The sequence below is a fragment of the Paracoccus luteus genome (assembly GCF_004522155.1).
Taxonomy (GTDB): domain Bacteria; phylum Pseudomonadota; class Alphaproteobacteria; order Rhodobacterales; family Rhodobacteraceae; genus Paracoccus; species Paracoccus luteus.
Window position 1 is genome coordinate 433,364 of record NZ_SDEA01000001.1, and the last position, 20,243, is coordinate 453,606.

A 20,243-nucleotide genomic window follows, 5' to 3' on the forward strand; every position below is an offset into this window, starting at 1 on the left:
ATATTTCCTCAAGGAAGAACGGGCGTGGTAACGGTCCGTTAACCTGGGACCGTTATCCCGAGCGGCACGGTACAGGCTGGGAAGCCGATGACCGTCAAGGGAGAAAGCCCCGGTCCGCCACTGATGCCTGTGGCCGCGCGGACCGGGGCCGCCGCCTCTCGCCGTTCTTCCTTGTTCAAATATCCCCGCCGGAGGCACGCGGCCGCGCCGGCGGCGGGGACGGTGGTGATTCAGAACCGGTCGGCGGCCAGCGCCATCACCGGTTCGGCCCCCGACCGGATGCGCGCCAGATGCGTTGCGGTCATCGGCAGCTGCCGTTTCATATAATAGCGCCCGGTGGTCAGCTTGTCCTGATGGAACGCCGCATCGGCCGTCCCGGCATCCAGCGCCCCCTGGGACGCGACGGCCATGCGGCCCCACATCAGCCCCAGCGCGACATGGCCGAACAGGTGCATGAAGTCATAGCTGCCCGCCAGCGCGTCGTTGGGGTTCTTCATCCCGCGTTCCATGAAGAACATGGACGCCGCCTGAAGATCCTTGGACGCGGCCTTGAGCGGATCGAGGAAGCCGGCCTTGAGCGACTGATTTCCTTCGTTTTCCTTGACGAACGTCTTGACCATCTCGAAGAAGGCCATGACGTGCTTGCCGCCGTCCTGCGCCAGCTTGCGGCCGACCAGGTCCAGCGCCTGGATGCCGTTCGCGCCCTCATAGATCATGGCGATGCGGGCGTCGCGCACGAACTGCGACATGCCCCATTCCTCGATATAGCCGTGGCCGCCGAAGACCTGCTGGGCCTGCACCGCGCCCTCGAACCCCTTGTCGGTCAGGAAGCCCTTGATGACCGGGGTCAGCAGCGACACCAGCCCCTCGGCCGCGGCGTCGCCGTTGTGGCCGCGGTCGATCATGTGCGCCCCCCAGAAGGCCAGCGCCCGCGCGCCCTCCAGAAAGGACCGCTGGTCCATCAGGTTGCGGCGGATGTCGGGGTGGACGATGATCGGATCGGCGGGGCCTGCGGGGTTTTCCGTCCCCGTCACCGCGCGGCCCTGCAGCCGGTCGCGGGCATAGGCGACGGCGTTCTGATAGGCCGCCTCGGCCACGGCATAGCCCTGCAGGCCGACGCCCAGCCGCGCCTCGTTCATCATGGTGAACATGGCGCGCATGCCCTTGTGCAGGTCGCCCAGCAGCCAGCCGCGCGCGCCGTCAAAGTTCATCACGCAGGTGGCATTGCCGTGGATGCCCATCTTTTCCTCGATCTTGCCGACCGAGACGGGCTGGCGCTCGCCCACCGCGCCGTCTTCGTTCACCAGAAACTTGGGCACGATGAACAGGCTGATGCCCTTGGTCCCCTCGCCCCCGCCGGGGGCCTTGGCCAGCACCAGATGGATGACGTTGTCGGCCATGTCGTGATCGCCGGCCGAGATGAAGATCTTTTGCCCGGTGATCAGATAGCTGCCGTCGTCCTGCGGTTCCGCACGCGTCCGCAGCAGGCCCAGGTCGGTCCCGCAATGCGGTTCGGTCAGGTTCATCGTGCCGGTCCAGTCGCAGGACACCATCTTGGGCAGATAGGTCGCCTTCTGCGCGTCGGTGCCGTGGGCGTGGATGGCCGAATAGGCGCCGTGGGTCAGTCCCTGATACATGTTGAAGGCCATGTTGGCCGACACGAAGATTTCCCCCGTCGCCAGCCCCAGCACATAGGGCATGCCCTGACCGCCATAGGCGGGATCGCAGTCCAGCCCCGTCCAGCCGCCGTCCTTGACCGCCTCGAACGCGGCCTTGAACCCTTGCGGCGTGCGCACGACGCCGTTTTCCAGCACGCAGCCCTGCTGGTCGCCGACAAGGTTCAGCGGCGCCAGCACGTCGCTGGCAAGCTGCCCCGCCGCGTCCAGGATCGCCTGGGTAAAGCTGGCGTCCAGGTCTTCGTGTCCGGGCAGGCCGGATTGCGCGACGTTCAGCACGTCGTGCAGCAGAAACTGCATGTCGCGGACGGGGGCGTGATAGACGGTCATGGTCGGTCCTGTCTGGTCAGCGGATGGGGGTCGCGGCGGGGGGCAGCGCGTCCAGCCGCGCCTGCGCCTCGTCGATGTGGGATTGCAGGTCGGTGATGGCCAGCGCCAGCTCGTCGTGCTGGCGGCGCATGTGGTCCAGATGGCCGCGCGCGGTGGCCAGCGTCCGCGCGATCTGGTCGCGGTTCTGCGCGCCGGGCACATACAGGTCGAGAAGCTGGCGGATCTCCTCGAGCGAAAAGCCGAAGCGCTTGCCGCGCAGAATCAGCACCAGCCGGCCGCGGTCGCGGCGGTCATACAGGCGGTGCTGGCCGCGGCGTTCGGGAAACAGCATCTCGCGCGATTCATAGAACCGCAGCGCGCGCGGGGTGACGCCGTAGCGATCGCACATCTGGCGGATGGTCAGCAGCTCGTCGGTCATCCGCAGCGCCTCCTCTCGCCCGGTGGTGACCTTTCATATAGCGCAAGGTTGACGTTCGCGTAAACGAAACGTCACGTCATCCGGGCGCGCCCCCCGCGCAGTCAGGCGGGCATGTCGGCCAGCAGCGCCGCGGTGTCGTCGCGCAGCGACTTCAGGTCGGCCATCGCGGCCTCGACCTCATCCCGCTGGCGGGCCAGCACCTGCAGCTGCCGGTCGGCCAGATCCAGCCAGACGCGATATTGCTCGCTCGTGCCCTTCTGCTCATAGATTTCCAGCCACTGGCGGATATCCTCAAGCGAGAAGCCGAAGCGGCGTCCGCGCATGATCAGCTTCATCCGCGCGACCTCGCGCGGGCCATAGTGGCGCGAGCGGCCGTCGCGCCGGGGGCTGAGCAGCTCGATATATTCATAGTAACGCAGCGTGCGGGGGGTCACGTCAAAGCGTGCGCACATTTCCTTGAAGCTGATATAGGTTCCGTCGCCCATCGCGCGCCCTCCCTGACAGTTTGACGCTAGATCAACGTAAGGGCGACCTCAACCAACTGCGTCCCGGCGCTTGCCGCCGATGCGGGCGCAGGGCAGACACGGGCGGATGGACGCGCAGGACGGGGCGGGACGGATGCAGGATGACGACGCAGTCGCGCCACGCGCGGGCGCAGCAGGGGACGCGGGTCCCGAAATCGGGCCGGACGCAGACCAGCGGCTGGCGCTGGCGCGGCAGTTCCTGGAACAGATCCCCCATGCCCGCGCACTGGGCATGGTCGTGACCGCGCTGGGCGCCGGCCGGGCCGAGATCGCGATGAAGTGGCGGCCCGAGTTCGTCGGCGACCCGCGCACCGGCGTCCTGCATGGCGGCGTGGTGTCGGCGCTGATGGACACCTGCTGCGGGGCGGCGGTCATGGCCGACGACAGCGGGCCGCGCAGCACCGCGACCATCGACCTGCGGATCGACTATATGCGCGCGGCCAAGCCCGGGCAGGACATCCGGGCGCGGGCCGAATGTTTCCACATCACGCGCTCCGTGGCCTTCGTGCGCGCGTCGGCGCTGGACGACGACGACGGCAACCCCGTCGCGACCGCGACCGGCGCCTTCACCGTGGAGCGTTGAGATGGCCGACCGCAACGAACCGCTGGCGCAGGTGAAATCGCGCCGCGACACGGCGCTGGCGACGCTGGTCGGGGGCGTGCCCTATATCGCCTGGCTGGGCGTCAGGTTCGACCGGCGCGGGGACGAGCTGACGGCCGTCCTGCCGTTCGCCGACCGGCTGATCGGAAACCCGATGCTGCCCGCGCTGCACGGCGGGGTCACCGCCGCGTTCCTTGAGGTTTCGGCGATCGTCGGGCTGACCTGGACGGCGCTGTGGGACGACATGGAGGCCGGGCGCATCGCCCCCGACGTGGCGCGGCCCGACAGCCTGCCGCGGCTGCCCAAGACCATCGACTTTACCGTCGATTACCTGCGGTCGGGCCTGCCGCGCGACAGCTATGCTCGGTCGCGCATCTTGCGGCTGGGCCGCCGCTATGCCAGCGTCCAGGTCGAGGCGTGGCAGGACAACCGGGACCGGCCTTTTGCGCAGGCAACCGGGCATTTCCTGATGCCGCAGGGCTGACGTGGCCGCCCCCGAGGCGCCCCTGACCCATCGGCGCGTGCTGGCCATCGCGCTGCCCATCGTGCTGTCGAATGCAACCATTCCCCTGCTGGGGGCGGTGGACACGGGCGTCGTGGGCCAGCTGGGGCAGGCCGCGCCCATCGGAGCGGTCGGCATCGGGGCGGTGATCCTCGCGTCGGTCTATTGGGTGTTCGGGTTCCTGCGGATGGGCACCTCGGGGCTGGTCGCGCAAAGCCACGGGGCGGGGCGGGCGGGCGAAAGCGGGGCGCATCTGGTCCGCGCGCTGGCCATCGCGCTGGCCGTGGGCATGGCCTATGTCGCGGTGCAGGGCCCGCTGACGGCGGCCGCGTTCCGGCTGGCCCCGGCCTCGGCCGAGGTCGAGGCGCTGGCGCGCCAGTATCTGGCGATCCGCATCTGGGGCGCGCCAGCGACGATCGGGATGTATGCGCTGACCGGCTGGATGATCGCCACGGAACGCACGCGCGCGATCCTGGCCGTGCAGATGCTGATCAACGTCGTCAACATCGTCCTGGACCTGTGGTTCGTGCTGGGCCTGGGCTGGGGGGTGCGCGGGGTCGCCGCCGCCACGCTGATCGCCGAGACGGCGGGCTTTGCGCTGGCGCTGTGGATCGCCCGCGGCGCGCTGACGGCCGGGCTGGCGCAGGCGGGGCTGTTCGCGCGCGACCGGCTGGCGCAGCTGGGCCGGGTCAACGGCGACATCATGATCCGGTCGGTCCTGCTGCAGGGGTCGTTCACCACCTTCATCTTTTTCGGCGCGGCGCAGGGTGACGTCACGCTGGCCGCCAACCAGGTGCTGATGCAGTTTCTGGAAATCACCGCCTATGCGCTTGACGGGTTTGCGTTTTCGGCCGAGGCGCTGGTCGGGCAGGCGGTCGGCGCCCGGCGCCCCGCGCTGGTCAGGCGCGCGGCCGTGCTGACGGCGCAATGGGGCGTCGGCGGCGCGGTCGCGCTGGGGCTGCTGTTCGCGGCGGGCGGGGGCGCGGTGATCGACCTGCTGACCACCTCGGCCCCGGTGCGCGAGATGGCGCGCGAGTTCCTGCCATGGCTGGCCTTTGCGCCGGTGATCGGCGTCGCAAGCTGGATGTTCGACGGCATCTTCATCGGCGCGACCCGCACGGCCGAGATGCGGCGCGCGATGATCCAGTCGGTCGCGGTTTATGCGGTGGCGCTGGCCGTCCTGCCGCAGATCTGGGGCAACCACGGGCTGTGGGCGGCGCTGATGGTGCTGAACGCGACGCGGGGCCTGACGATGGCGCGGCTGTATCCGCGGGCCGAGGCGGCGGCGCGCGCCCCCGGCTGAGGGCGCGCGGGCGCAGGCATCAGGTCTCGTCGACGACCTGGCGGCGCGCTTCGGTGCGCAGCTCGTCCATCTTGGCGCGGATCGTCGCCTCGTCGGACTTGCCCGACAGGTCCGCGACCAGCTTGCGCAGCACGTCGCCGTCGCCCGGCTCTTCGAAGTCCGACGTCACGACGGTCAGCGCATAGGTCCGCGCCTCGTCGCCCGACTTGCCCAAAAGGCCCGCCGCCCATTCCCCCAGCAGCCGGTTGCGCCGCGCCTCGGCCTTGAAACGCAGGTCGGCGTCGTGGGCGAACTTCGCCTCGTAAGAGCGTTCGCGGTCGTCAAAGGTGGTCATGTCGGCCTCCGTTTCGGTGTGGGCCTGATATGCCCACGGGCCCCCGCTGCCGCAACCCCGGATTGCCACGGGCTGCCGTTCGGGTCTATGGGGGGACCGAACGGACCCTTGGCCCACGAAAGGCGCAAGACATGGCCCCACGGCGCAAGAAAATCTATGAAGGCAAGGCCAAGATCCTGTACGAAGGCACCGAGCCCGGCACCCTCATCCAGTATTTCAAGGACGACGCCACCGCCTTCAACGCCCAGAAAAAGGCGGTGGTGGACGGCAAGGGCGTGCTGAACAACCGCCTGTCCGAGTTCTTCATGCAGGGGCTGACCAACATCGGCGTGCCCAACCACTTCATCCGCCGGATCAACATGCGCGAGCAGCTGATCCGCCAGGTCGAGATCATCCCGCTTGAGGTGATCGTGCGCAACTTCGCCGCCGGCTCGATTTCCAAGCGGCTGGGGCTGGAGGAGGGGACGGCGCTGCCGCGGCCCATCGTCGAATACAGTTATAAGAACGACGAGCTGGGCGACCCGATGGTGTCCGAGGAATACGTCATCGCCTTCGGTTGGGCGTCCCAGCAGGATCTGGACGACGTCGTCAGCCTGGCGCTGCGCGTCAACGATTTCCTGTCGGGCGTGTTCTATGGCGTCGGCATCAAGCTGATCGATTTCAAGATCGAGATCGGGCGCATCTGGGACGGCGATTTCATGCGGCTGATCGTCGCCGACGAGATCAGCCCCGACAGCTGCCGCCTGTGGGACGTCAAGACCGGGCAAAAGCTGGACAAGGACGTGTTCCGCCGCGACCTGGGCAACCTGACCGATGCCTATACCGAGGTGGCGCGCCGGCTGGGCGTCATGCCCGCAGCCCCCGTCGCCAAGCCCACGCTGATCAACTGACCCTGCCCGAGGACCGCCGATGAAAGCCCGCGTCACCATCATGCTGAAGAACGGCGTCCTGGACCCGCAGGGCGAGGCGATCCGCCACGCGCTGGGCAGCCTGGGCTTTCAAGGGGTCGAAGGCGTGCGCCAGGGCAAGGTGATCGAGCTGGACCTGGCCGCGACCGACGCCGCCGCGGCCGAGGCCGAGGTCGGCCGCATGTGCGAAAAGCTGCTGGCGAACACCGTCATCGAAAGCTGGCGGGTCGAGATCCTGTAAGTTGCGGCGGGTGCGAGGCTCCGCCTCGCGCTCGGGGATATTTGCAGCCAGAAGATGGGGCGGGACGGCGATGATCGACCGGCTCAACATGTTCATGGTGCTGGCGCGCGAACAGCATTTCGGCCGCGCCGCCGAGGCGCTGGGCATCACCCAGCCATCGCTGTCCTCGGCCATCCGCGCGCTTGAGGACCAGCTGGGCGTGCAGCTGGTCCGGCGCGGGTCACGCTATGGCGGGCTGACGCCCGAGGGGGAACGGGTGCTGGACTGGGCGCGCCGCATCGTCGGCGACGCCCGCACCATGCAGGCCGAGATGCGAGCCCGCCACAAGGGCGTCAGCGGGCGCCTGCGAATCGGCGTGATCCCGACCGCCATGCCGCGCATCGCCGACCTGACCGCGCCCTTCCTCGCCCGCCATCCCGCCACCGAGGTCACGATCCTGTCGCGGTCCTCGGACGAGATCCGCGACCAGATCGCCGCGCTGGAGCTGGACGCGGGCGTGACCTATCTGGACAGCGAGCCGCTGGGCAAGGTCCAGTCCCTGCCGCTGTTCCGCGAGACCTATTGCCTGGTGGACCGGACCCAGCGGGCCGGCCCCGTGGCCTGGGCCGATGCGGCGACGCGCCCGCTGTGCCTGCTGACCACCGACATGCAGAACCGGCGGATCGTCGCCCGGCATCTGGCCGACGCGGGGGCGCGCGATGCGCCGCGGGTCGAATCGAACTCGATGCTGGCGATCCTGTCGCACGTGGCGACGGGCGACTGGGCCGCGGTTCTGCCGCAGGCGCTGGCCGACGGGCTGCCGCTTCCGGGCGGCGTCCGGTCGCGGCCGCTGACCGGGGCCGAGGGGCACATGGTCGGCCTGATCGTCGCCGCGCGCGAGCCGCACCCGCCGCTGATCCGGGCGTTGCTGGATGCGGGGGCAGGTTGATAGTGTCTGTCTATCGGTTGACGGGTCTTTGGGATTGATTTGCCTATCGTTGCAGACATAGGATTTCGCGGATCGTCTCGCCCGGAAGTATCCCTGCCATGACCCTTGCGGCCAACACGCCGACCGCCCCGAACAGCCTGCCCGTTTCCGCCCTTGATGCCGACGCGCTGGATCGGCTGAACGCCATCCTGGCCCGCCACGCGGGGCGCGAGGGGCCGCTGCTGCCGATCCTGCACGACGTGCAGGCCGAGTTCGGGCTGATCCCCGAGGCCGCGCAGCCGATCATCGGCAACGCGCTGGGGATGAGCCCGGCCGAGGTTTACGGCGTCGTCAGCTTTTACCACGATTTCCGCGAGCATCCCGCCGGGCGGCATGTGCTGCGCCTGTGCCGGGCCGAGGCCTGCCAGTCGATGGGCGCCGACGCGCTGGCCGCGCAGGTGCAGGCGGCGCTGGGACTGGGTTGGCATCAGACGACGACCGACGGCCGGCTGACGCTGGAGCCGGTGTTCTGCCTTGGCCTGTGCGCCTGCGGTCCCGCCGCCCAGATGGGCGACCGGCTGGTCGGGCGGGCGACGCCCGAGCGGGTCGTGGCCCTTGCCGGGGGGGCGCGCTGATGCGGATCTGGGTTCCCGTGGACGCCGCCGCCCGCGCGCTGGGTGCGGACGACGTCGCCGATGCGGTCCGGCGCGAGGCTGCGGCCCGCGGGCTCGACATCGCGCTGGTCCGCAACGGCACGCGCGGCATGATCTGGCTGGAACCGCTGGTCGAGATCGAGATCGGCGGCGTCCGGCACGGCTTCGGTCCCGTGACGCCCGAGGATGTGCCGGCGCTGCTGGCCGATCCGGCCGGGCACCCGCTGGCGCTGGGGCCGGTGGACGAGTTGCCGTGGATGCGGGCGCAGACGCGGCTGACCTTTGCCCGCGTGGGGCTGATCGACCCGCTGTCGGTCGAGGATTATGAGGCGCATGGCGGGCTGGCGGGCCTGCGCGCGGCATTGGCGGCGCCTGACCGCATCGTGGGCGAGATCACCGAATCCGGCCTGCGGGGCCGGGGCGGGGCGGGTTTTCCGACCGGGATCAAATGGGCCACCGTCGCCAAGGCCGCCGCCGACCGCAAATATATCGTCTGCAACGCCGACGAGGGCGACAGCGGCACCTTCGCCGACCGGATGCTGATGGAGGGCGACCCCTTCACCCTGATCGAGGGCATGGCCATCGCGGGCGTCGCGGTGGGCGCGGCGCAGGGCTATGTCTATATCCGCAGCGAATACCCCGACGCGATCCGCGCGATGGACAGCGCCATCCGTATCGCCCGCGCGGCGGGCGTGCTGGGGGCGTCGGTGCTGGGGTCCGCCCACGCCTTCGACATGGAGGTGCGGGTCGGCGCGGGCGCCTATGTCTGCGGCGAGGAGACCAGCCTGCTGAACAGCCTGGAGGGCAAGCGCGGCGTGGTGCGCGCCAAGCCCCCGATCCCGGCGCTGGAGGGGCTGTTCGGCAAGCCCACGGTCGTCAACAACGTCCTGTCGCTGGCCACCGTGCCGTGGATCATGGCGAACGGCGCCGCCGCCTATGCGGCCCACGGCATCGGGCGGTCACGCGGCACCATGCCGCTGCAGATCGCGGGCAACGTCAGGCGTGGCGGGTTGTATGAGGTCGCCTTTGGCCTGTCGCTGGGCGAGATCGTGAACGGCATCGCGGGCGGCACCGGCAGCGGGCGGCCGGTCAAGGCGGTGCAGGTCGGCGGCCCGCTGGGCGCCTATTTCCCGCCGTCGCTGTTCGACACGCCGTTTGGCTATGAGGAGTTCGCGGGCAAGGACGGGCTGGTCGGCCACGCGGGCATCGTCGTCTTTGACGACACCGCCGACATGCGCGCGCTGGCCCGTTTCGCGATGGAGTTCTGCGCCGTCGAATCCTGCGGCAAATGCACACCCTGCCGCATCGGCTCGACCCGCGGGGTCGAGACCATCGACCGCATCGCCGCCGGCGACGAGGACGCGATCCCGGTGCTGACCGATCTGTGCAACACGATGAAATGGGGCAGCCTGTGCGCGCTGGGGGGCTTTGTCCCCTATCCGGTGCTGTCGGCGCTGGAACATTTCCCCGATGATTTCACCGGACCGCGCGTCCGGGTGGAGGCTGCGGAATGAAGGACTTTGTCATCCCCCCCGCTGACTGGACCCGCGACATGGGCACGCCCGAATCGCGGTCCGACATCGCGGTCACGCTGACCATCGACGGCATGGCCGTTACCGTTCCGGCCGGCACCAGCGTCATGCGCGCCGCGGCCGAGGCGGGCGTCACAGTGCCCAAGCTGTGCGCCACGGACAACATGGCGGCCTTCGGCTCGTGCCGCCTGTGCGTCGTCGCCATCGACGGGATGCGCGGCACGCCCGCGTCCTGCACCACCCCGGTCGCCGAGGGCATGGTCGTCCACACCCAGACCGACGAGATCGCCCGCATCCGCCGCGGGGTGATGGAGCTTTACATCTCGGACCACCCGCTCGACTGCCTGACCTGCGCGGCCAACGGCGATTGCGAGTTGCAGGACATGGCCGGCGCGGTCGGCCTGCGCGAGGTGCGGTTCGAGCCGGGCAAGAACCACTTCCAGCGGCGCGAGAACGGCGAGACGAACCCGGAATGGCGGGCCAAGGACCAGTCGAACCCGTATTTCACCTTTGATCCGGCGAAGTGCATCGTCTGTTCGCGCTGCGTGCGCGCCTGCGAAGAGGTGCAGGGCACATTCGCGCTGACCATCGAGGGGCGAGGATTTGACAGCCGGGTCAGCGCGGGCATCGCCTCTGACAGCTTCCTGTCGTCGGATTGCGTCAGCTGCGGGGCCTGCGTGCAGGCCTGCCCGACCGCCACGCTGATCGAGAACAGCGTGATCGAGATCGGCACGCCCGAGCGGATCGTGAAGACCACCTGCGCCTATTGCGGGGTCGGCTGTTCCTTTGACGCCCACATGCGCGGCGAGACGGTCGTGAAGATGGTGCCCAGCAAGGACGGCAAGGCCAACCGGGGCCACAGCTGCGTCAAGGGCCGCTTTGCCTGGGGCTATGCGACGCACGCCGAACGCATCCTGCACCCGATGGTGCGCGACCATTTCACCGACCCGTGGCGCGTGGTCAGCTGGGACGAGGCGATCGGCTTTGCCGCCCGCCGCCTGCGCGAGACGCAGGAAAAGCACGGGCGCGATTCGGTCGGCGTCATCACCTCGTCGCGCTGCACCAACGAAGAGACCTATCTGGTCCAGAAGCTGGCGCGGGCGGTGTTCGGCAACAACAACACCGACACCTGCGCCCGCGTGTGCCATTCGCCGACGGGCTATGGGCTGAAGACGACGTTCGGCACGTCGGCCGGCACCCATGATTTCGATTCCGTCGAGGAAACCGACCTTGCGCTGGTCATCGGCGCGAACCCGACCGAGGGGCACCCGGTCTTTGGCTCTCGCCTGCGGCGTCGGCTGCGGGAAGGGGCGGGGCTGATCGTGATCGACCCGCGCCACATCGACCTGCTGGACACGGCGCACCGCAACGACGCGCTGCACCTGCCGCTGCTGCCCGGGACCAACGTTGCCGTGCTGACCGCGATGGCGCATGTGATCGCGGCCGAGGGGCTTTATGACGAGGCGTTCATCCGCAAACGCTGCGACTGGGACGAGTTCCTGGCCTATCGCGAGTTCCTGCTGGACCCGCGCCATTCCCCCGAGGCGGTGGAGCGCGCGAGCCAGGTTCCGGCCGACCTGATCCGGCGGGCGGCGCGCGCCTATGCGGGCGCGCCGCGGGCCAGCATCTATTACGGGCTGGGCGTGACGGAACATTCGCAAGGGTCCACGACCGTCATGGCCATCGCCAACCTTGCGATGATGACCGGCAACATCGGCAAGCCCGGGACAGGCGTGAACCCGCTGCGCGGGCAGAACAACGTGCAGGGGTCGTGCGACATGGGGTCGTTCCCGCATGAATACCCCGGCTATCGTCACGTCACCGACCCCGAGACGCGCGCGATCTATGAACGCGCCTGGGGCGTGCCGCTGTCGGACGAACCCGGCCTGCGCATCCCCAACATGTTCGATGCGGCGACCGCTGGCACCTTCCGCGGCCTTTACTGCCAGGGCGAGGACGTGCTGCAGTCCGATCCCGACACCAGCCACGTGCAGAAGGCGCTGGCCAGCCTGGACATTCTGATCGTCCACGATCTGTTCCTGAACGAGACCTCGAACTATGCCCATGTCTTCCTGCCGGGGTCGTCGTTCCTGGAAAAGGACGGCACCTTCACCAACGCCGAACGCCGCATCAACATGGTGCGCCGCGCGATGGCGCCCCTGAACGGGCACGAGGACTGGCAGATCACCGTGATGCTGGCCAATGCCATGGGCGCGGGATGGGACTATGGCCACCCGTCGCAGATCATGGACGAGATCGCGATGACCACGCCCAGCTTTGCCGGCGTCAGCTATGACCTGCTGGACCGCGAAGGATCGGTCCAGTGGCCCTGCAACGAAAAAGCGCCGCTGGGCACGCCGGTCATGCACATCGACGGCTTCGTCCGCGGCAAGGGCAAGTTCGTGCATACGGAATATGTCGCCACTGACGAGCGCAGCGGCCCGCGTTTCCCGCTGCTGCTGACGACGGGCCGGACCCTGACGCAATACAACGTCGGCGCGCAGACCCGGCGGACCGACAACACCGTCTGGCACGCCGAGGATCTGCTGGAAATCCATCCCTCGGACGCGGAAAACCGGGGCATCGCCTCCGGCGATTACGTCCGCGTCGCCAGCCGGGCGGGCGACACGACGCTGCGCGCGCGGGTGACGGACCGGGTGGCGCCCGGGGTGGTCTATACGACCTTCCACCACCCCAACACGCAGGCCAACGTGGTCACCACCGACAATTCCGACTGGGCGACCAACTGCCCCGAGTTCAAGGTGACGGCGGTGCAGGTCAGCCCGTCGAACGGCCCGTCGGAATGGCAGGAACAGTATCGCGCCCATGCCGAGCTGTCGCGCCGCATCATGCCCGCTGCGGAATGAGGCTGCGGTGACGGCTGCGGCACGCACCGGCATCGCGCCGGCGGGGCAGGGCGATGGCCGTCCCGTCAGGCGCTGGCGCGATGGCGCGTGGCACGATGGACCCGTGCCCTCCAGCCCCGAGGAATCGGCCGTCGCCATCGTCATCGACGGCACCTCGCAGGCGGTGCTGATGGCGACCCCGCACGAGCTGGACGACTTTGCGCTGGGGTTCGCCCTGACCGAGGGGCTGATCGGCGGACCCGGCGACGTGACCGGCTGCGAGATCGTGGCGGTCCCCGCCGGTCCCCTGGGCCTGCCCGCGCACGAGGCGCGGCTGTGGCTGCGCCCCGGCCTTGCCGCGGGTCTGGCGGAACGGCGGCGCAGCATGGTCGGTCCGGTGGGCTGTGGGCTGTGTGGGGTGGACAGCATCGCCGCCGCCTTGCCCGCCATCCAGCGCGTCGATGCGCCGCTGCGCCTGCGGGCCGCCGAAGTCCTTGCCGCGATGGCCGCGCTGTCGGCGGGGCAGCGCCGCTGGCGCGACACGCCCGCGATCCACGCCGCCGCGCTGTGGACGCCCCATGCGGCGCTGGTGCGCGAGGATGTGGGCCGCCACAACGCGCTGGACAAGCTGGCCGGGGCCGCGGCGCGGGCGGGGCTGGACGCGCGCGGGGCCTGCGTCGCCATGACCTCGCGCCTGTCGGTGGACCTGGTGCAGAAGACCGCGCGCATGGGCGCGCCGGTGCTGGTCGGCGCGGGCGTGCCCACGCGGCTGGCCGTCGCCTGGGCCGAGGCGGCCGGCCTCACCCTGATCGGCCGCGCGCGCGGCGACGGCTTTGACATCTTCACCCACCCCGACCGCATCCAGGACTGACCGATGGCCGACAAGCTGATCCGCATGGCGACCCAGATCGCCGATTTCTTCCGCAGCCAGCCGGATGTCGTCCCGGAACAGGCGGTCGCGGGGCACATCAACGATTTCTGGACCTATCGGATGCGGATGGATTTCCTGGACCAGCTGCGCGCCGGGGCCGAGGCCGACCCGATCGTGCGCGCCACCGCCCCCTTTATCCGCCTGCCGGACGAGCCGTCCGAAGGGGTCAAGCCGGTCGATCCGCTGTCGCATCAGGAATGACGCGGAACCTCTGACGCGGCCGCGACTTTTGTCCCTGCCGCACCCGTCGCGGTCGTGATAGCGTGCCGCCATGACACCGATGCCCACCCGCCAGCAGATCCTTGAATGGATCGCAGACAATCCCGACGCGACCGCCAAGCGCGACATCGCCAAGGCCTTCGACATCAAGGGCAGCGCCCGGATCGAGCTGAAGCGCCTGCTGAAAGAGCTTGAGGACGGGGGGCTGCTGGAGCGCCGCCGGCGCAGCTATCGCGATGCCGAAAAGCTGCCGCCGGTCACCGTGGTCGAGATCCTGCCCCCCGACGCGCAGGGCGACCTGTTCGCCCGGCCGCTGGAATGGCAGGGCACGGCGCCGATGCCGCGCATCCTGTTTTCCCCGCTCAAGGCCGATCCGGCGGTCGCGCCGGGCGAACGGGTGCTGGTGCGCCTGATCCCGACCGAGGGCGAGGACCACCAGTATCAGGCGCGGCTGATGCGGCGCATCGGCACCGTCACCCACCGCGTCGTCGGCATCTTCCGCAAGGAAACCGAGGGCGGGCGCATCATGCCCATCGACAAGGGCCAGGACCGGGAATGGCGGGTGCGGGCCGACGCCACGCAAGGCGCGCAGGACGGCGAACTGGTCGAGGCGGAACAACTCGGCTCGCGCGCGCGGATCGGCTTGCCGCAGGCCCGCATCATCGAGCGTTTGGGCGATCCCTCGGCCCCGCGCGCGGTCAGCCTGATCGCCATCCACCAGCACGGCATTCCCGACGATTTCCCCGACGCCGTCATGGCCGAGGCCGACGCCCAGCAACCCGCGACGATGGCCGGGCGCGAGGATCTGCGGACCCTGCCGCTGGTCACCATCGACCCGGCGGATGCCCGCGACCACGACGACGCCGTGGCCGCCATGCCCGACGACGATCCCCGCAACCCGGACGGCATGGTTATCTGGGTCGCCATCGCCGATGTCGCCGCCTATGTCCGGCCGGGCAGCGCGCTGGACCGCGAGGCGCGGCTGCGCGGCAACTCCACCTATTTCCCCGACCGGGTGGTGCCGATGCTGCCCGACGTGCTGTCGGGCGACCTGTGTTCGCTGCATCAGGGCGTGGACCGCCCGGTGATCGCCGTCAGGATGCGGCTGGACGCGCAGGGCGACAAGATCGGCCATGATTTCCATCGCGGGATGATGAACAGCCTCGCCTCGCTGAGTTATGAGCAAGCGCAGGCGGCCGCCGACGGCAGCCCCGATGCGGACGCCGCGCCGCTGATCGACGACGTGATCCGCCCGCTGTTCGCCGCCTATGAGCTGTTGAAGAAAGCCCGCGCGCGCCGCCAGCCGCTGGAACTGGACCTGCCGGAACGCAAGATCGAGCTGACGCCGGACGGGCGCGTCAAGTCGGTGGCGTTCCGCGAGCGGTTTGACGCCCACCGGCTGATCGAGGAGTTCATGGTGCTGGCCAACGTGGCGGCGGCCGAGGAGCTGACCCGCCTGCGCCGCCCGCTGCTGTTCCGCGTCCACGAGGAACCCAGCCCCGAAAAGCTGAACGCGCTGCGCGACGTGGCCGAGGCGTCGGGGTTTTCGCTGGCCAAGGGGCAGGTGCTGCAGACCAGCCAGCTGAACCGGCTGCTGGCGCAGGCGCAGGACACCGACTTTGACGAGTTGATCAACGTCAGCACCCTGCGGTCGATGACGCAGGCCTATTATCACGCGGAAAACTTGGGGCATTTCGGGCTTGCGCTGAAATCATACGCGCATTTCACCTCGCCTATCCGGCGCTATTCCGACCTGATCGTGCATCGGGCGCTGATTTCGGGGCACGGCTGGGGGGGCAAGAAGGGCGACGGCCTGTCCGCGCACGACATCGAGACGCTTGAGGATACCGCCGTCCACATCAGCGAGACCGAGCGGCGCAGCATGGCGGCAGAGCGCGACACGACGGACCGTTACCTCGCGGCGTTTCTGGCCGACCGGGTCGGCAGCGAGTTCGCGGGGCGCGTCAGCGGCGTCCAGCGGTTCGGGGCGTTCGTCAAGCTGGACGAGACGGGCGCGGACGGGCTGATCCCGATCCGCGACATCGGGCAGGAATATTTCCACTTTGACCGCGACGCCCAGACGCTTGTCGGCGCCGATACCGGGCTGGAGATCGGCATCGGCCAGCGCGTGCTGGTGCGGCTGGCCGAGGCGGTGCCCACGACCGGCGGGCTGATGCTGCAACTGCTTGAGGTCGAGGGGAAATCCATCGCGCGCGGACCGTCCCAGCGGCGCGGCAAGCCGCCCCGGCGCCGCGACGCGCAATCGGCCAAGGCGGGCGAAGCCAAGGCCCGCAAGCTGCGCCGCATCCGCAAGTAAGGCGTCCCCGATACGGCAAACGCCCCGAGGCAACCGCGGGGCGTTCGTCATCGGAATGGCGGGCGGTTCAGATCGCGGCGGCCCTGACGTCCGCGTCCACCTTGCTTTCGTATTGGGTGAAGTTCTTGCGGAACATCCCGCGCAGCTTTTCGGCCTGCGCGTCATACGCCTTGCCATCGGCCCAGGTCTGGCGCGGGTCCAGCAGCCTGTCCTCGACGCCCGGAACGCTGACCGGCACCTCAAAGCCGAAGTTGGGGTCGGTGCGGAACGCGGCGTCGTTCAGCGACCCGTCCAGCGCCGCGGTCAGCAGGGCGCGGGTGGCCTTGATCGGCATCCGCTTGCCGGTGCCGAAGGCGCCGCCGGTCCAGCCGGTGTTGACCAGCCAGCAGACCGCGCCGGTCGCGGCGATGCGTTCCTGCAGCAGCTTGCCATAAACCTCGGGGCGGCGCGGCATGAACGGCGCGCCGAAGCAGGTCGAGAAGGTCGGCGACGGCTCGATCACGCCATCCTCGGTCCCCGGCGTCTTGGAGGTGAAGCCCGACAGGAAATGATACATCGCCTGCGCCGGCGTCAGCCGCGAGATCGGCGGCATGACGCCATAGGCGTCCGACGTCAGCATGATGATGTTGCGCGGGTGCCCGCCCACCGAGGAGGGCGAGGCGTTGCTGATCGCGTCCAGCGGATAGGCGCAGCGCATGTTTTCCGTGATCGAGCTGTCGTTGAAGTCCAGCTCCAGCGTGTCGGGATCAAAGACCATGTTCTCGACCACGGTGCCGAACCGGCTGGTGGTGGCGAAGATCTCGGGCTCGGCCTCGGCCGACAGGTTGATGGTCTTGGCATAGCATCCGCCTTCAAAGTTGAAGGTGCCGTTGTCCGACCAGCCGTGTTCGTCGTCGCCGATCAGCGTGCGCGACGGATCCTGCGACAGCGTCGTCTTGCCGGTGCCCGACAGGCCGAAGAAGATCGCGGCGTCGTCGGGGTTGCCGATCGCGTGGTTGGCCGAACAGTGCATCGGCATCACGCCCTTGCCGGGCAGGATATAGTTCAGCAGCGTGAACACGGCTTTCTTGTTCTCGCCCGCGTATTGCGTGTTGCCGATCAGGATCAGCTTGCGGTCAAAGTTCAGCGCGATCACCGTTTCGGTCCGCGTCCCGTGACGCGCCGGATCGGCCTTGAAGCCGGGGCAGTTGATGATCGTGAAATCGGGGGTGAAGCCCGCCAGCTCGTCCGCCGCCGGGCGGCGCAGCAGGTGGCGGATGAACAGCCCATGCCACGCCAGTTCAGTGACGACCCGCACATCCAGCCGGTGTTCGGAGTCCGCGCCGCCATACAGATCCTGGACGAAGTATTCCTTGCCCTTCATGTGGGCCAGCATGTCCCGATACAGCGTGTCGAAATGCTCGGGCGTCATGGGCGGGTTGTTTTCCCACCAGACGGAGTCCTCGACGTCGGGCGTGCGGACGACGAACTTGTCCTTGGGCGACCGCCCGGTCTTGGCGCCGGTTTCGACCAGAAACGCGCCGCCCTGGCCCAGATGGCCTTCGCCGCGACGGATTGCCGCCTCGATCAGCGCCGGTTCAAGCTGGTTATAGTGGACCGTGCCGACCCCCTCGATCCCCTGATCTTCAAGTTTGCAGTTGGGGTTGACGCGGGCGTTGGTCATGTCGGGTCTGCTCCTGAAAGGCGGTCTGCGGGCGCTGTCGCTGGCGACCTATATCATGGCAGAAAGATGAAGAAAGGCGGGGCGCATCGGGGTTAGCGCAACCACCCCGGGTTAGCGTTATCATCAATCGATGGTGCGGGGGGCGGGGACGATGACAGGGACCAGCGACACGGTTCATGGCAGCGCGGTGGCGCTGGACGGGCAGGGGTTGCTGATCCTGGGGCCGGCGGGGGTGGGCAAATCGGCGCTGGCGCTGGCGCTGATGGCGCTGGGCGCGGGGCTGGTGGCCGATGACCGGGTGCGGCTGACCCGGCGCGCGGGCGCGCTGGTCGCGTCCTGTCCGCCGGCGCTGTCCGGCCTGATCGAGGCGCGCGGCATAGGCATCCTGCGCGCCGATCCCGCCGGCGACACCGCCCTCGCGCTGGTGGTCGATCTTGGCCGCGCCGAGGATGCGCGCCTGCCACCCGAACGGCGCATAACCCTTCACGAAGTCGAGCTTTCCCTTGTATTGGGCCCGATGGGACCGCATCTTGGTGCTGCGCTGCGGCAAATGCTGATCGGCGGCCGTTTCGCCTGAAACGCATGGCGCGGGCGGGATGGCGGGGGCGCCATGATGGGCAGGCTGATGGGCGATACAAGCAGGATCAGGCAGGACACGCACGCGGGAATGATGGTCGATCCCGGCCCCGCGCCGCGCGCCGCCGACGTCCAGCGGATCGTGCTGGTGACGGGGCCGTCAGGCGCCGGGCGGTCCACCGCCATCAACGTGCTTGAGGATCTGGGATTCGAGGCGATCGACAACCTGCCCCTGTCGCTGATCCCGCGCCTGCTGGCCGGCGAGCCGCGGCCGGTGCCGCTGGCGCTGGGGCTGGACGTCCGCAACCGCGATTTTGCCGTCGCGCGCGTGATCGAGCTGATCGAGCGGTTGACCCGCGACCCGGCCTTTGCCCCCGAGGTGCTGTATCTGGACTGCGCCACCGACGCGCTGGTGCGCCGCTATGCCGAAACGCGCAGGCGCCATCCGCTGGCGACCGAGGGCACGCCCTCCGACGCGATCGGGGTCGAACGCGGACTGCTGGCCCCGATCCAGGCGCGGGCCGACGTGCTGGTGGACACCACCGACCTCAGCCCCCACGATCTGCGCGCCGAACTTGCGCGGGCGTTCGATACTCGGCCGGGCGGGGCGCTGTCGGTGTCGGTGCAAAGCTTCAGCTATAAACGCGGGGTGCCGCGGGGCCTGGACGTCATGTTCGACTGCCGCTTTCTGGCCAACCCGCATTGGGTCGCGCCGCTGAGGGCGCTGGACGGGCGCGACCCTGCCGTCCAGGCGCATGTGCGCGCCGACCCGCGCCACGACGAATTCTTCGCGCGCGTCCGCGACCTGCTGCTGTTCCTGCTGCCCGCGCAGGTGGCCGAGGGTAAGGCGCATCTGGCCATCGGCTTTGGCTGCACCGGCGGGCAACATCGTTCCGTCACTTTGGCCGAAGAAATGGCCGATGCCCTTGCTGTCGTGGGCTGGCAGGTGTCTAAACGTCACAGGGAACTGGAACGCCGACCGGACGCACCCCGCCCCGGCGATCCGCCGCAGGCCAGCGCCGACGGGGACGCGCGCGGGGATGCGCCAGCTTTCGCGAGTGGTGGGAAGACTTGATCGGGATTGTCATCGTTGCACATGGGGGGCTGGCGCGCGAATATCTCGCCGCGGTCGAGCATGTCGTCGGGCCGCAAAGCGGCATTCGTGCCGTGGCCATCGAAGAGGACCACGACCGCTGCGCCAAGCAGACGGAAATCTGCGACGCGGCCAACGCCGTGGACACGGGGCAGGGGGTCGTGCTGGTGACGGACCTGTTCGGCGGATCGCCCTCGAACCTGTCGCTGCCGGCCTGCATGCCGCGCCAGCGCCGCATCATCTATGGCGCCAACCTGCCGATGCTGGTCAAGTTGGCCAAGTCGCGCAACCTGGGCGTGGCCGAGGCGGCCGAGCTTGCCGCCGAGGCCGGGCGCAAATACATCGACTGCTATGCCCCCGCCGACCAGGATCTGCGCCGAGCCGTCTCATGACCCAGTCGATCACGCGCGAACTGCCCATCATCAATGAAAAGGGCCTGCACGCCCGCGCCTCGGCCAAGTTCGTCGAGACGGTCGAACAGTTCGACGCCCGCGCCTGGGTCGAAAAGGACGGCGAACGTGTGTCGGGCGATTCGATCATGGGGCTGCTGATGCTGACCGTGGCGCGCGGCAGTTCCATCACCGTCACGACCGAGGGGGCCGACGCCGCCGCGCTGGCCGATGCGCTGACCGCGCTGGTCGGCGATTATTTCGGCGAAGGCATGTAACG

The 20,243-nt window shown here is 69.1% G+C and carries 21 protein-coding genes; 16 read left to right on the top strand and 5 right to left on the bottom strand.

What is annotated here, in order from left to right; all coding sequences use genetic code 11:
• Window positions 1–230: 230 nt before the first annotated feature.
• The 3 genes from EPA64_RS02080 to EPA64_RS02090 form a co-directional block, all read right to left on the bottom strand.
• Complete coding sequence (locus EPA64_RS02080; protein ID WP_134724560.1) at window positions 231–2,006, bottom strand: acyl-CoA dehydrogenase C-terminal domain-containing protein; 1,776 nt, start codon at window positions 2,004–2,006, stop codon at window positions 231–233.
• A 16-nt stretch (window positions 2,007–2,022) separates the two neighbouring features.
• Complete coding sequence (locus tag EPA64_RS02085) at window positions 2,023–2,424, bottom strand: MerR family transcriptional regulator (protein WP_134724561.1); 402 nt, start codon at window positions 2,422–2,424, stop codon at window positions 2,023–2,025.
• Between the two features lie 101 nt (window positions 2,425–2,525).
• On the bottom strand, window positions 2,526–2,909 hold the full coding sequence (locus EPA64_RS02090; protein WP_134724562.1) for a MerR family transcriptional regulator: 384 nt from the start codon (window positions 2,907–2,909) through the stop codon (window positions 2,526–2,528).
• Window positions 2,910–3,015: 106 nt separating this feature from the next.
• On the opposite strand from EPA64_RS02090, the gene EPA64_RS02095 reads away from it, so the two are divergent.
• The 3 genes from EPA64_RS02095 to EPA64_RS02105 are packed head-to-tail and all read left to right on the top strand — an operon-like array spanning window position 3,016 to window position 5,354.
• Window positions 3,016–3,531 (top strand): PaaI family thioesterase, encoded by a 516-nt coding sequence (locus EPA64_RS02095; RefSeq protein ID WP_246026566.1) that lies wholly within the window; start codon window positions 3,016–3,018, stop codon window positions 3,529–3,531.
• 1 nt (window position 3,532) lies between these two features.
• A complete protein-coding gene (locus EPA64_RS02100; protein ID WP_134724563.1) occupies window positions 3,533–4,033 on the top strand; it encodes a PaaI family thioesterase in 501 nt (166 codons plus the stop codon).
• Between the two features lies 1 nt (window position 4,034).
• Window positions 4,035–5,354: an MATE family efflux transporter gene (locus EPA64_RS02105; RefSeq protein WP_134724564.1), complete on the top strand. Its 1,320-nt coding sequence runs from the start codon at window positions 4,035–4,037 to the stop codon at window positions 5,352–5,354.
• Window positions 5,355–5,373: 19 nt separating this feature from the next.
• Here the strand turns inward: EPA64_RS02105 and EPA64_RS02110 are convergent, their stop codons facing one another.
• Window positions 5,374–5,688 (bottom strand): DUF1476 domain-containing protein, encoded by a 315-nt coding sequence (locus tag EPA64_RS02110; RefSeq protein WP_134724565.1) that lies wholly within the window; start codon window positions 5,686–5,688, stop codon window positions 5,374–5,376.
• A 131-nt stretch (window positions 5,689–5,819) separates the two neighbouring features.
• Here EPA64_RS02110 and purC point away from each other — a divergent pair, with 131 nt between their 5' ends.
• The 9 genes from purC (at window position 5,820) to rnr (ending at window position 16,242) form a co-directional block, all read left to right on the top strand.
• Window positions 5,820–6,578, top strand: coding sequence for a phosphoribosylaminoimidazolesuccinocarboxamide synthase (gene purC / locus EPA64_RS02115; protein WP_134724566.1), 759 nt, complete (start codon window positions 5,820–5,822; stop codon window positions 6,576–6,578).
• Between the two features lie 19 nt (window positions 6,579–6,597).
• A complete protein-coding gene (purS, locus tag EPA64_RS02120; RefSeq protein ID WP_134724567.1) occupies window positions 6,598–6,837 on the top strand; it encodes a phosphoribosylformylglycinamidine synthase subunit PurS in 240 nt (79 codons plus the stop codon).
• A gap of 70 nt (window positions 6,838–6,907) precedes the next feature.
• A complete protein-coding gene (locus EPA64_RS02125; protein WP_134724568.1) occupies window positions 6,908–7,765 on the top strand; it encodes a LysR family transcriptional regulator in 858 nt (285 codons plus the stop codon).
• Between the two features lie 98 nt (window positions 7,766–7,863).
• Window positions 7,864–8,379 carry a formate dehydrogenase subunit gamma gene (locus EPA64_RS02130; protein ID WP_134724569.1) on the top strand — a complete coding sequence of 172 codons (516 nt, stop codon included), beginning with the start codon at window positions 7,864–7,866 and terminating at the stop codon, window positions 8,377–8,379.
• Entirely contained in the window at window positions 8,379–9,911 is a 1,533-nt protein-coding gene (locus EPA64_RS02135; RefSeq protein WP_134724570.1) for a formate dehydrogenase beta subunit, read from the top strand. The genes EPA64_RS02130 and EPA64_RS02135 overlap by 1 nt, the downstream gene beginning before the upstream one ends.
• Complete coding sequence (gene fdhF, locus EPA64_RS02140; RefSeq protein WP_134724571.1) at window positions 9,908–12,796, top strand: formate dehydrogenase subunit alpha; 2,889 nt, start codon at window positions 9,908–9,910, stop codon at window positions 12,794–12,796. Before EPA64_RS02135 ends, fdhF begins: the two co-directional genes overlap by 4 nt.
• A 7-nt stretch (window positions 12,797–12,803) precedes the next feature.
• Window positions 12,804–13,646 carry a formate dehydrogenase accessory sulfurtransferase FdhD gene (fdhD, locus tag EPA64_RS02145; protein ID WP_246026567.1) on the top strand — a complete coding sequence of 281 codons (843 nt, stop codon included), beginning with the start codon at window positions 12,804–12,806 and terminating at the stop codon, window positions 13,644–13,646.
• 3 nt (window positions 13,647–13,649) lie between these two features.
• Window positions 13,650–13,907 (top strand): formate dehydrogenase subunit delta, encoded by a 258-nt coding sequence (locus tag EPA64_RS02150; protein ID WP_134724573.1) that lies wholly within the window; start codon window positions 13,650–13,652, stop codon window positions 13,905–13,907.
• 70 nt (window positions 13,908–13,977) lie between these two features.
• Window positions 13,978–16,242: a ribonuclease R gene (gene rnr / locus EPA64_RS02155; RefSeq protein ID WP_134724574.1), complete on the top strand. Its 2,265-nt coding sequence runs from the start codon at window positions 13,978–13,980 to the stop codon at window positions 16,240–16,242.
• 67 nt (window positions 16,243–16,309) lie between these two features.
• Here the strand turns inward: rnr and EPA64_RS02160 are convergent, their stop codons facing one another.
• Complete coding sequence (locus tag EPA64_RS02160; protein ID WP_134724575.1) at window positions 16,310–17,905, bottom strand: phosphoenolpyruvate carboxykinase; 1,596 nt, start codon at window positions 17,903–17,905, stop codon at window positions 16,310–16,312.
• A gap of 151 nt (window positions 17,906–18,056) precedes the next feature.
• Between EPA64_RS02160 and EPA64_RS02165 the strand changes: the two genes are divergently transcribed.
• From EPA64_RS02165 to EPA64_RS02180, 4 genes are all read left to right on the top strand, one after another.
• Complete coding sequence (locus EPA64_RS02165; protein ID WP_134724576.1) at window positions 18,057–18,482, top strand: HPr kinase/phosphorylase; 426 nt, start codon at window positions 18,057–18,059, stop codon at window positions 18,480–18,482.
• A gap of 93 nt (window positions 18,483–18,575) precedes the next feature.
• On the top strand, window positions 18,576–19,556 hold the full coding sequence (gene rapZ / locus EPA64_RS02170; RefSeq protein ID WP_167626568.1) for an RNase adapter RapZ: 981 nt from the start codon (window positions 18,576–18,578) through the stop codon (window positions 19,554–19,556).
• On the top strand, window positions 19,553–19,966 hold the full coding sequence (locus EPA64_RS02175; RefSeq protein ID WP_134724577.1) for a PTS sugar transporter subunit IIA: 414 nt from the start codon (window positions 19,553–19,555) through the stop codon (window positions 19,964–19,966). Before rapZ ends, EPA64_RS02175 begins: the two co-directional genes overlap by 4 nt.
• On the top strand, window positions 19,963–20,241 hold the full coding sequence (locus tag EPA64_RS02180; RefSeq protein WP_134724578.1) for an HPr family phosphocarrier protein: 279 nt from the start codon (window positions 19,963–19,965) through the stop codon (window positions 20,239–20,241). Before EPA64_RS02175 ends, EPA64_RS02180 begins: the two co-directional genes overlap by 4 nt.
• The last annotated feature ends 2 nt before the right edge of the window (window positions 20,242–20,243 follow it).

Excerpts from the sequence above, each read along its gene's own strand:
- EPA64_RS02080 (WP_134724560.1), bottom strand. The coding sequence starts at position 2,006 with ATGACCGTCTATCACGCCCCCGTCCGCGACATGCAGTTTCTGCTGCAC.
- EPA64_RS02085 (WP_134724561.1), bottom strand. The coding sequence starts at position 2,424 with ATGACCGACGAGCTGCTGACCATCCGCCAGATGTGCGATCGCTACGGC.
- EPA64_RS02090 (WP_134724562.1), bottom strand. The coding sequence starts at position 2,909 with ATGGGCGACGGAACCTATATCAGCTTCAAGGAAATGTGCGCACGCTTT.
- EPA64_RS02095 (WP_246026566.1), top strand. The coding sequence starts at position 3,016 with ATGGACGCGCAGGACGGGGCGGGACGGATGCAGGATGACGACGCAGTC.
- EPA64_RS02100 (WP_134724563.1), top strand. The coding sequence starts at position 3,533 with ATGGCCGACCGCAACGAACCGCTGGCGCAGGTGAAATCGCGCCGCGAC.
- EPA64_RS02110 (WP_134724565.1), bottom strand. The coding sequence starts at position 5,688 with ATGACCACCTTTGACGACCGCGAACGCTCTTACGAGGCGAAGTTCGCC.
- purC (WP_134724566.1), top strand. The coding sequence starts at position 5,820 with ATGGCCCCACGGCGCAAGAAAATCTATGAAGGCAAGGCCAAGATCCTG.
- purS (WP_134724567.1), top strand. The coding sequence starts at position 6,598 with ATGAAAGCCCGCGTCACCATCATGCTGAAGAACGGCGTCCTGGACCCG.
- EPA64_RS02125 (WP_134724568.1), top strand. The coding sequence starts at position 6,908 with ATGATCGACCGGCTCAACATGTTCATGGTGCTGGCGCGCGAACAGCAT.
- EPA64_RS02130 (WP_134724569.1), top strand. The coding sequence starts at position 7,864 with ATGACCCTTGCGGCCAACACGCCGACCGCCCCGAACAGCCTGCCCGTT.
- EPA64_RS02135 (WP_134724570.1), top strand. The coding sequence starts at position 8,379 with ATGCGGATCTGGGTTCCCGTGGACGCCGCCGCCCGCGCGCTGGGTGCG.
- fdhF (WP_134724571.1), top strand. The coding sequence starts at position 9,908 with ATGAAGGACTTTGTCATCCCCCCCGCTGACTGGACCCGCGACATGGGC.
- EPA64_RS02150 (WP_134724573.1), top strand. The coding sequence starts at position 13,650 with ATGGCCGACAAGCTGATCCGCATGGCGACCCAGATCGCCGATTTCTTC.
- rnr (WP_134724574.1), top strand. The coding sequence starts at position 13,978 with ATGACACCGATGCCCACCCGCCAGCAGATCCTTGAATGGATCGCAGAC.
- EPA64_RS02160 (WP_134724575.1), bottom strand. The coding sequence starts at position 17,905 with ATGACCAACGCCCGCGTCAACCCCAACTGCAAACTTGAAGATCAGGGG.
- EPA64_RS02165 (WP_134724576.1), top strand. The coding sequence starts at position 18,057 with ATGACAGGGACCAGCGACACGGTTCATGGCAGCGCGGTGGCGCTGGAC.
- rapZ (WP_167626568.1), top strand. The coding sequence starts at position 18,576 with ATGGTCGATCCCGGCCCCGCGCCGCGCGCCGCCGACGTCCAGCGGATC.
- EPA64_RS02180 (WP_134724578.1), top strand. The coding sequence starts at position 19,963 with ATGACCCAGTCGATCACGCGCGAACTGCCCATCATCAATGAAAAGGGC.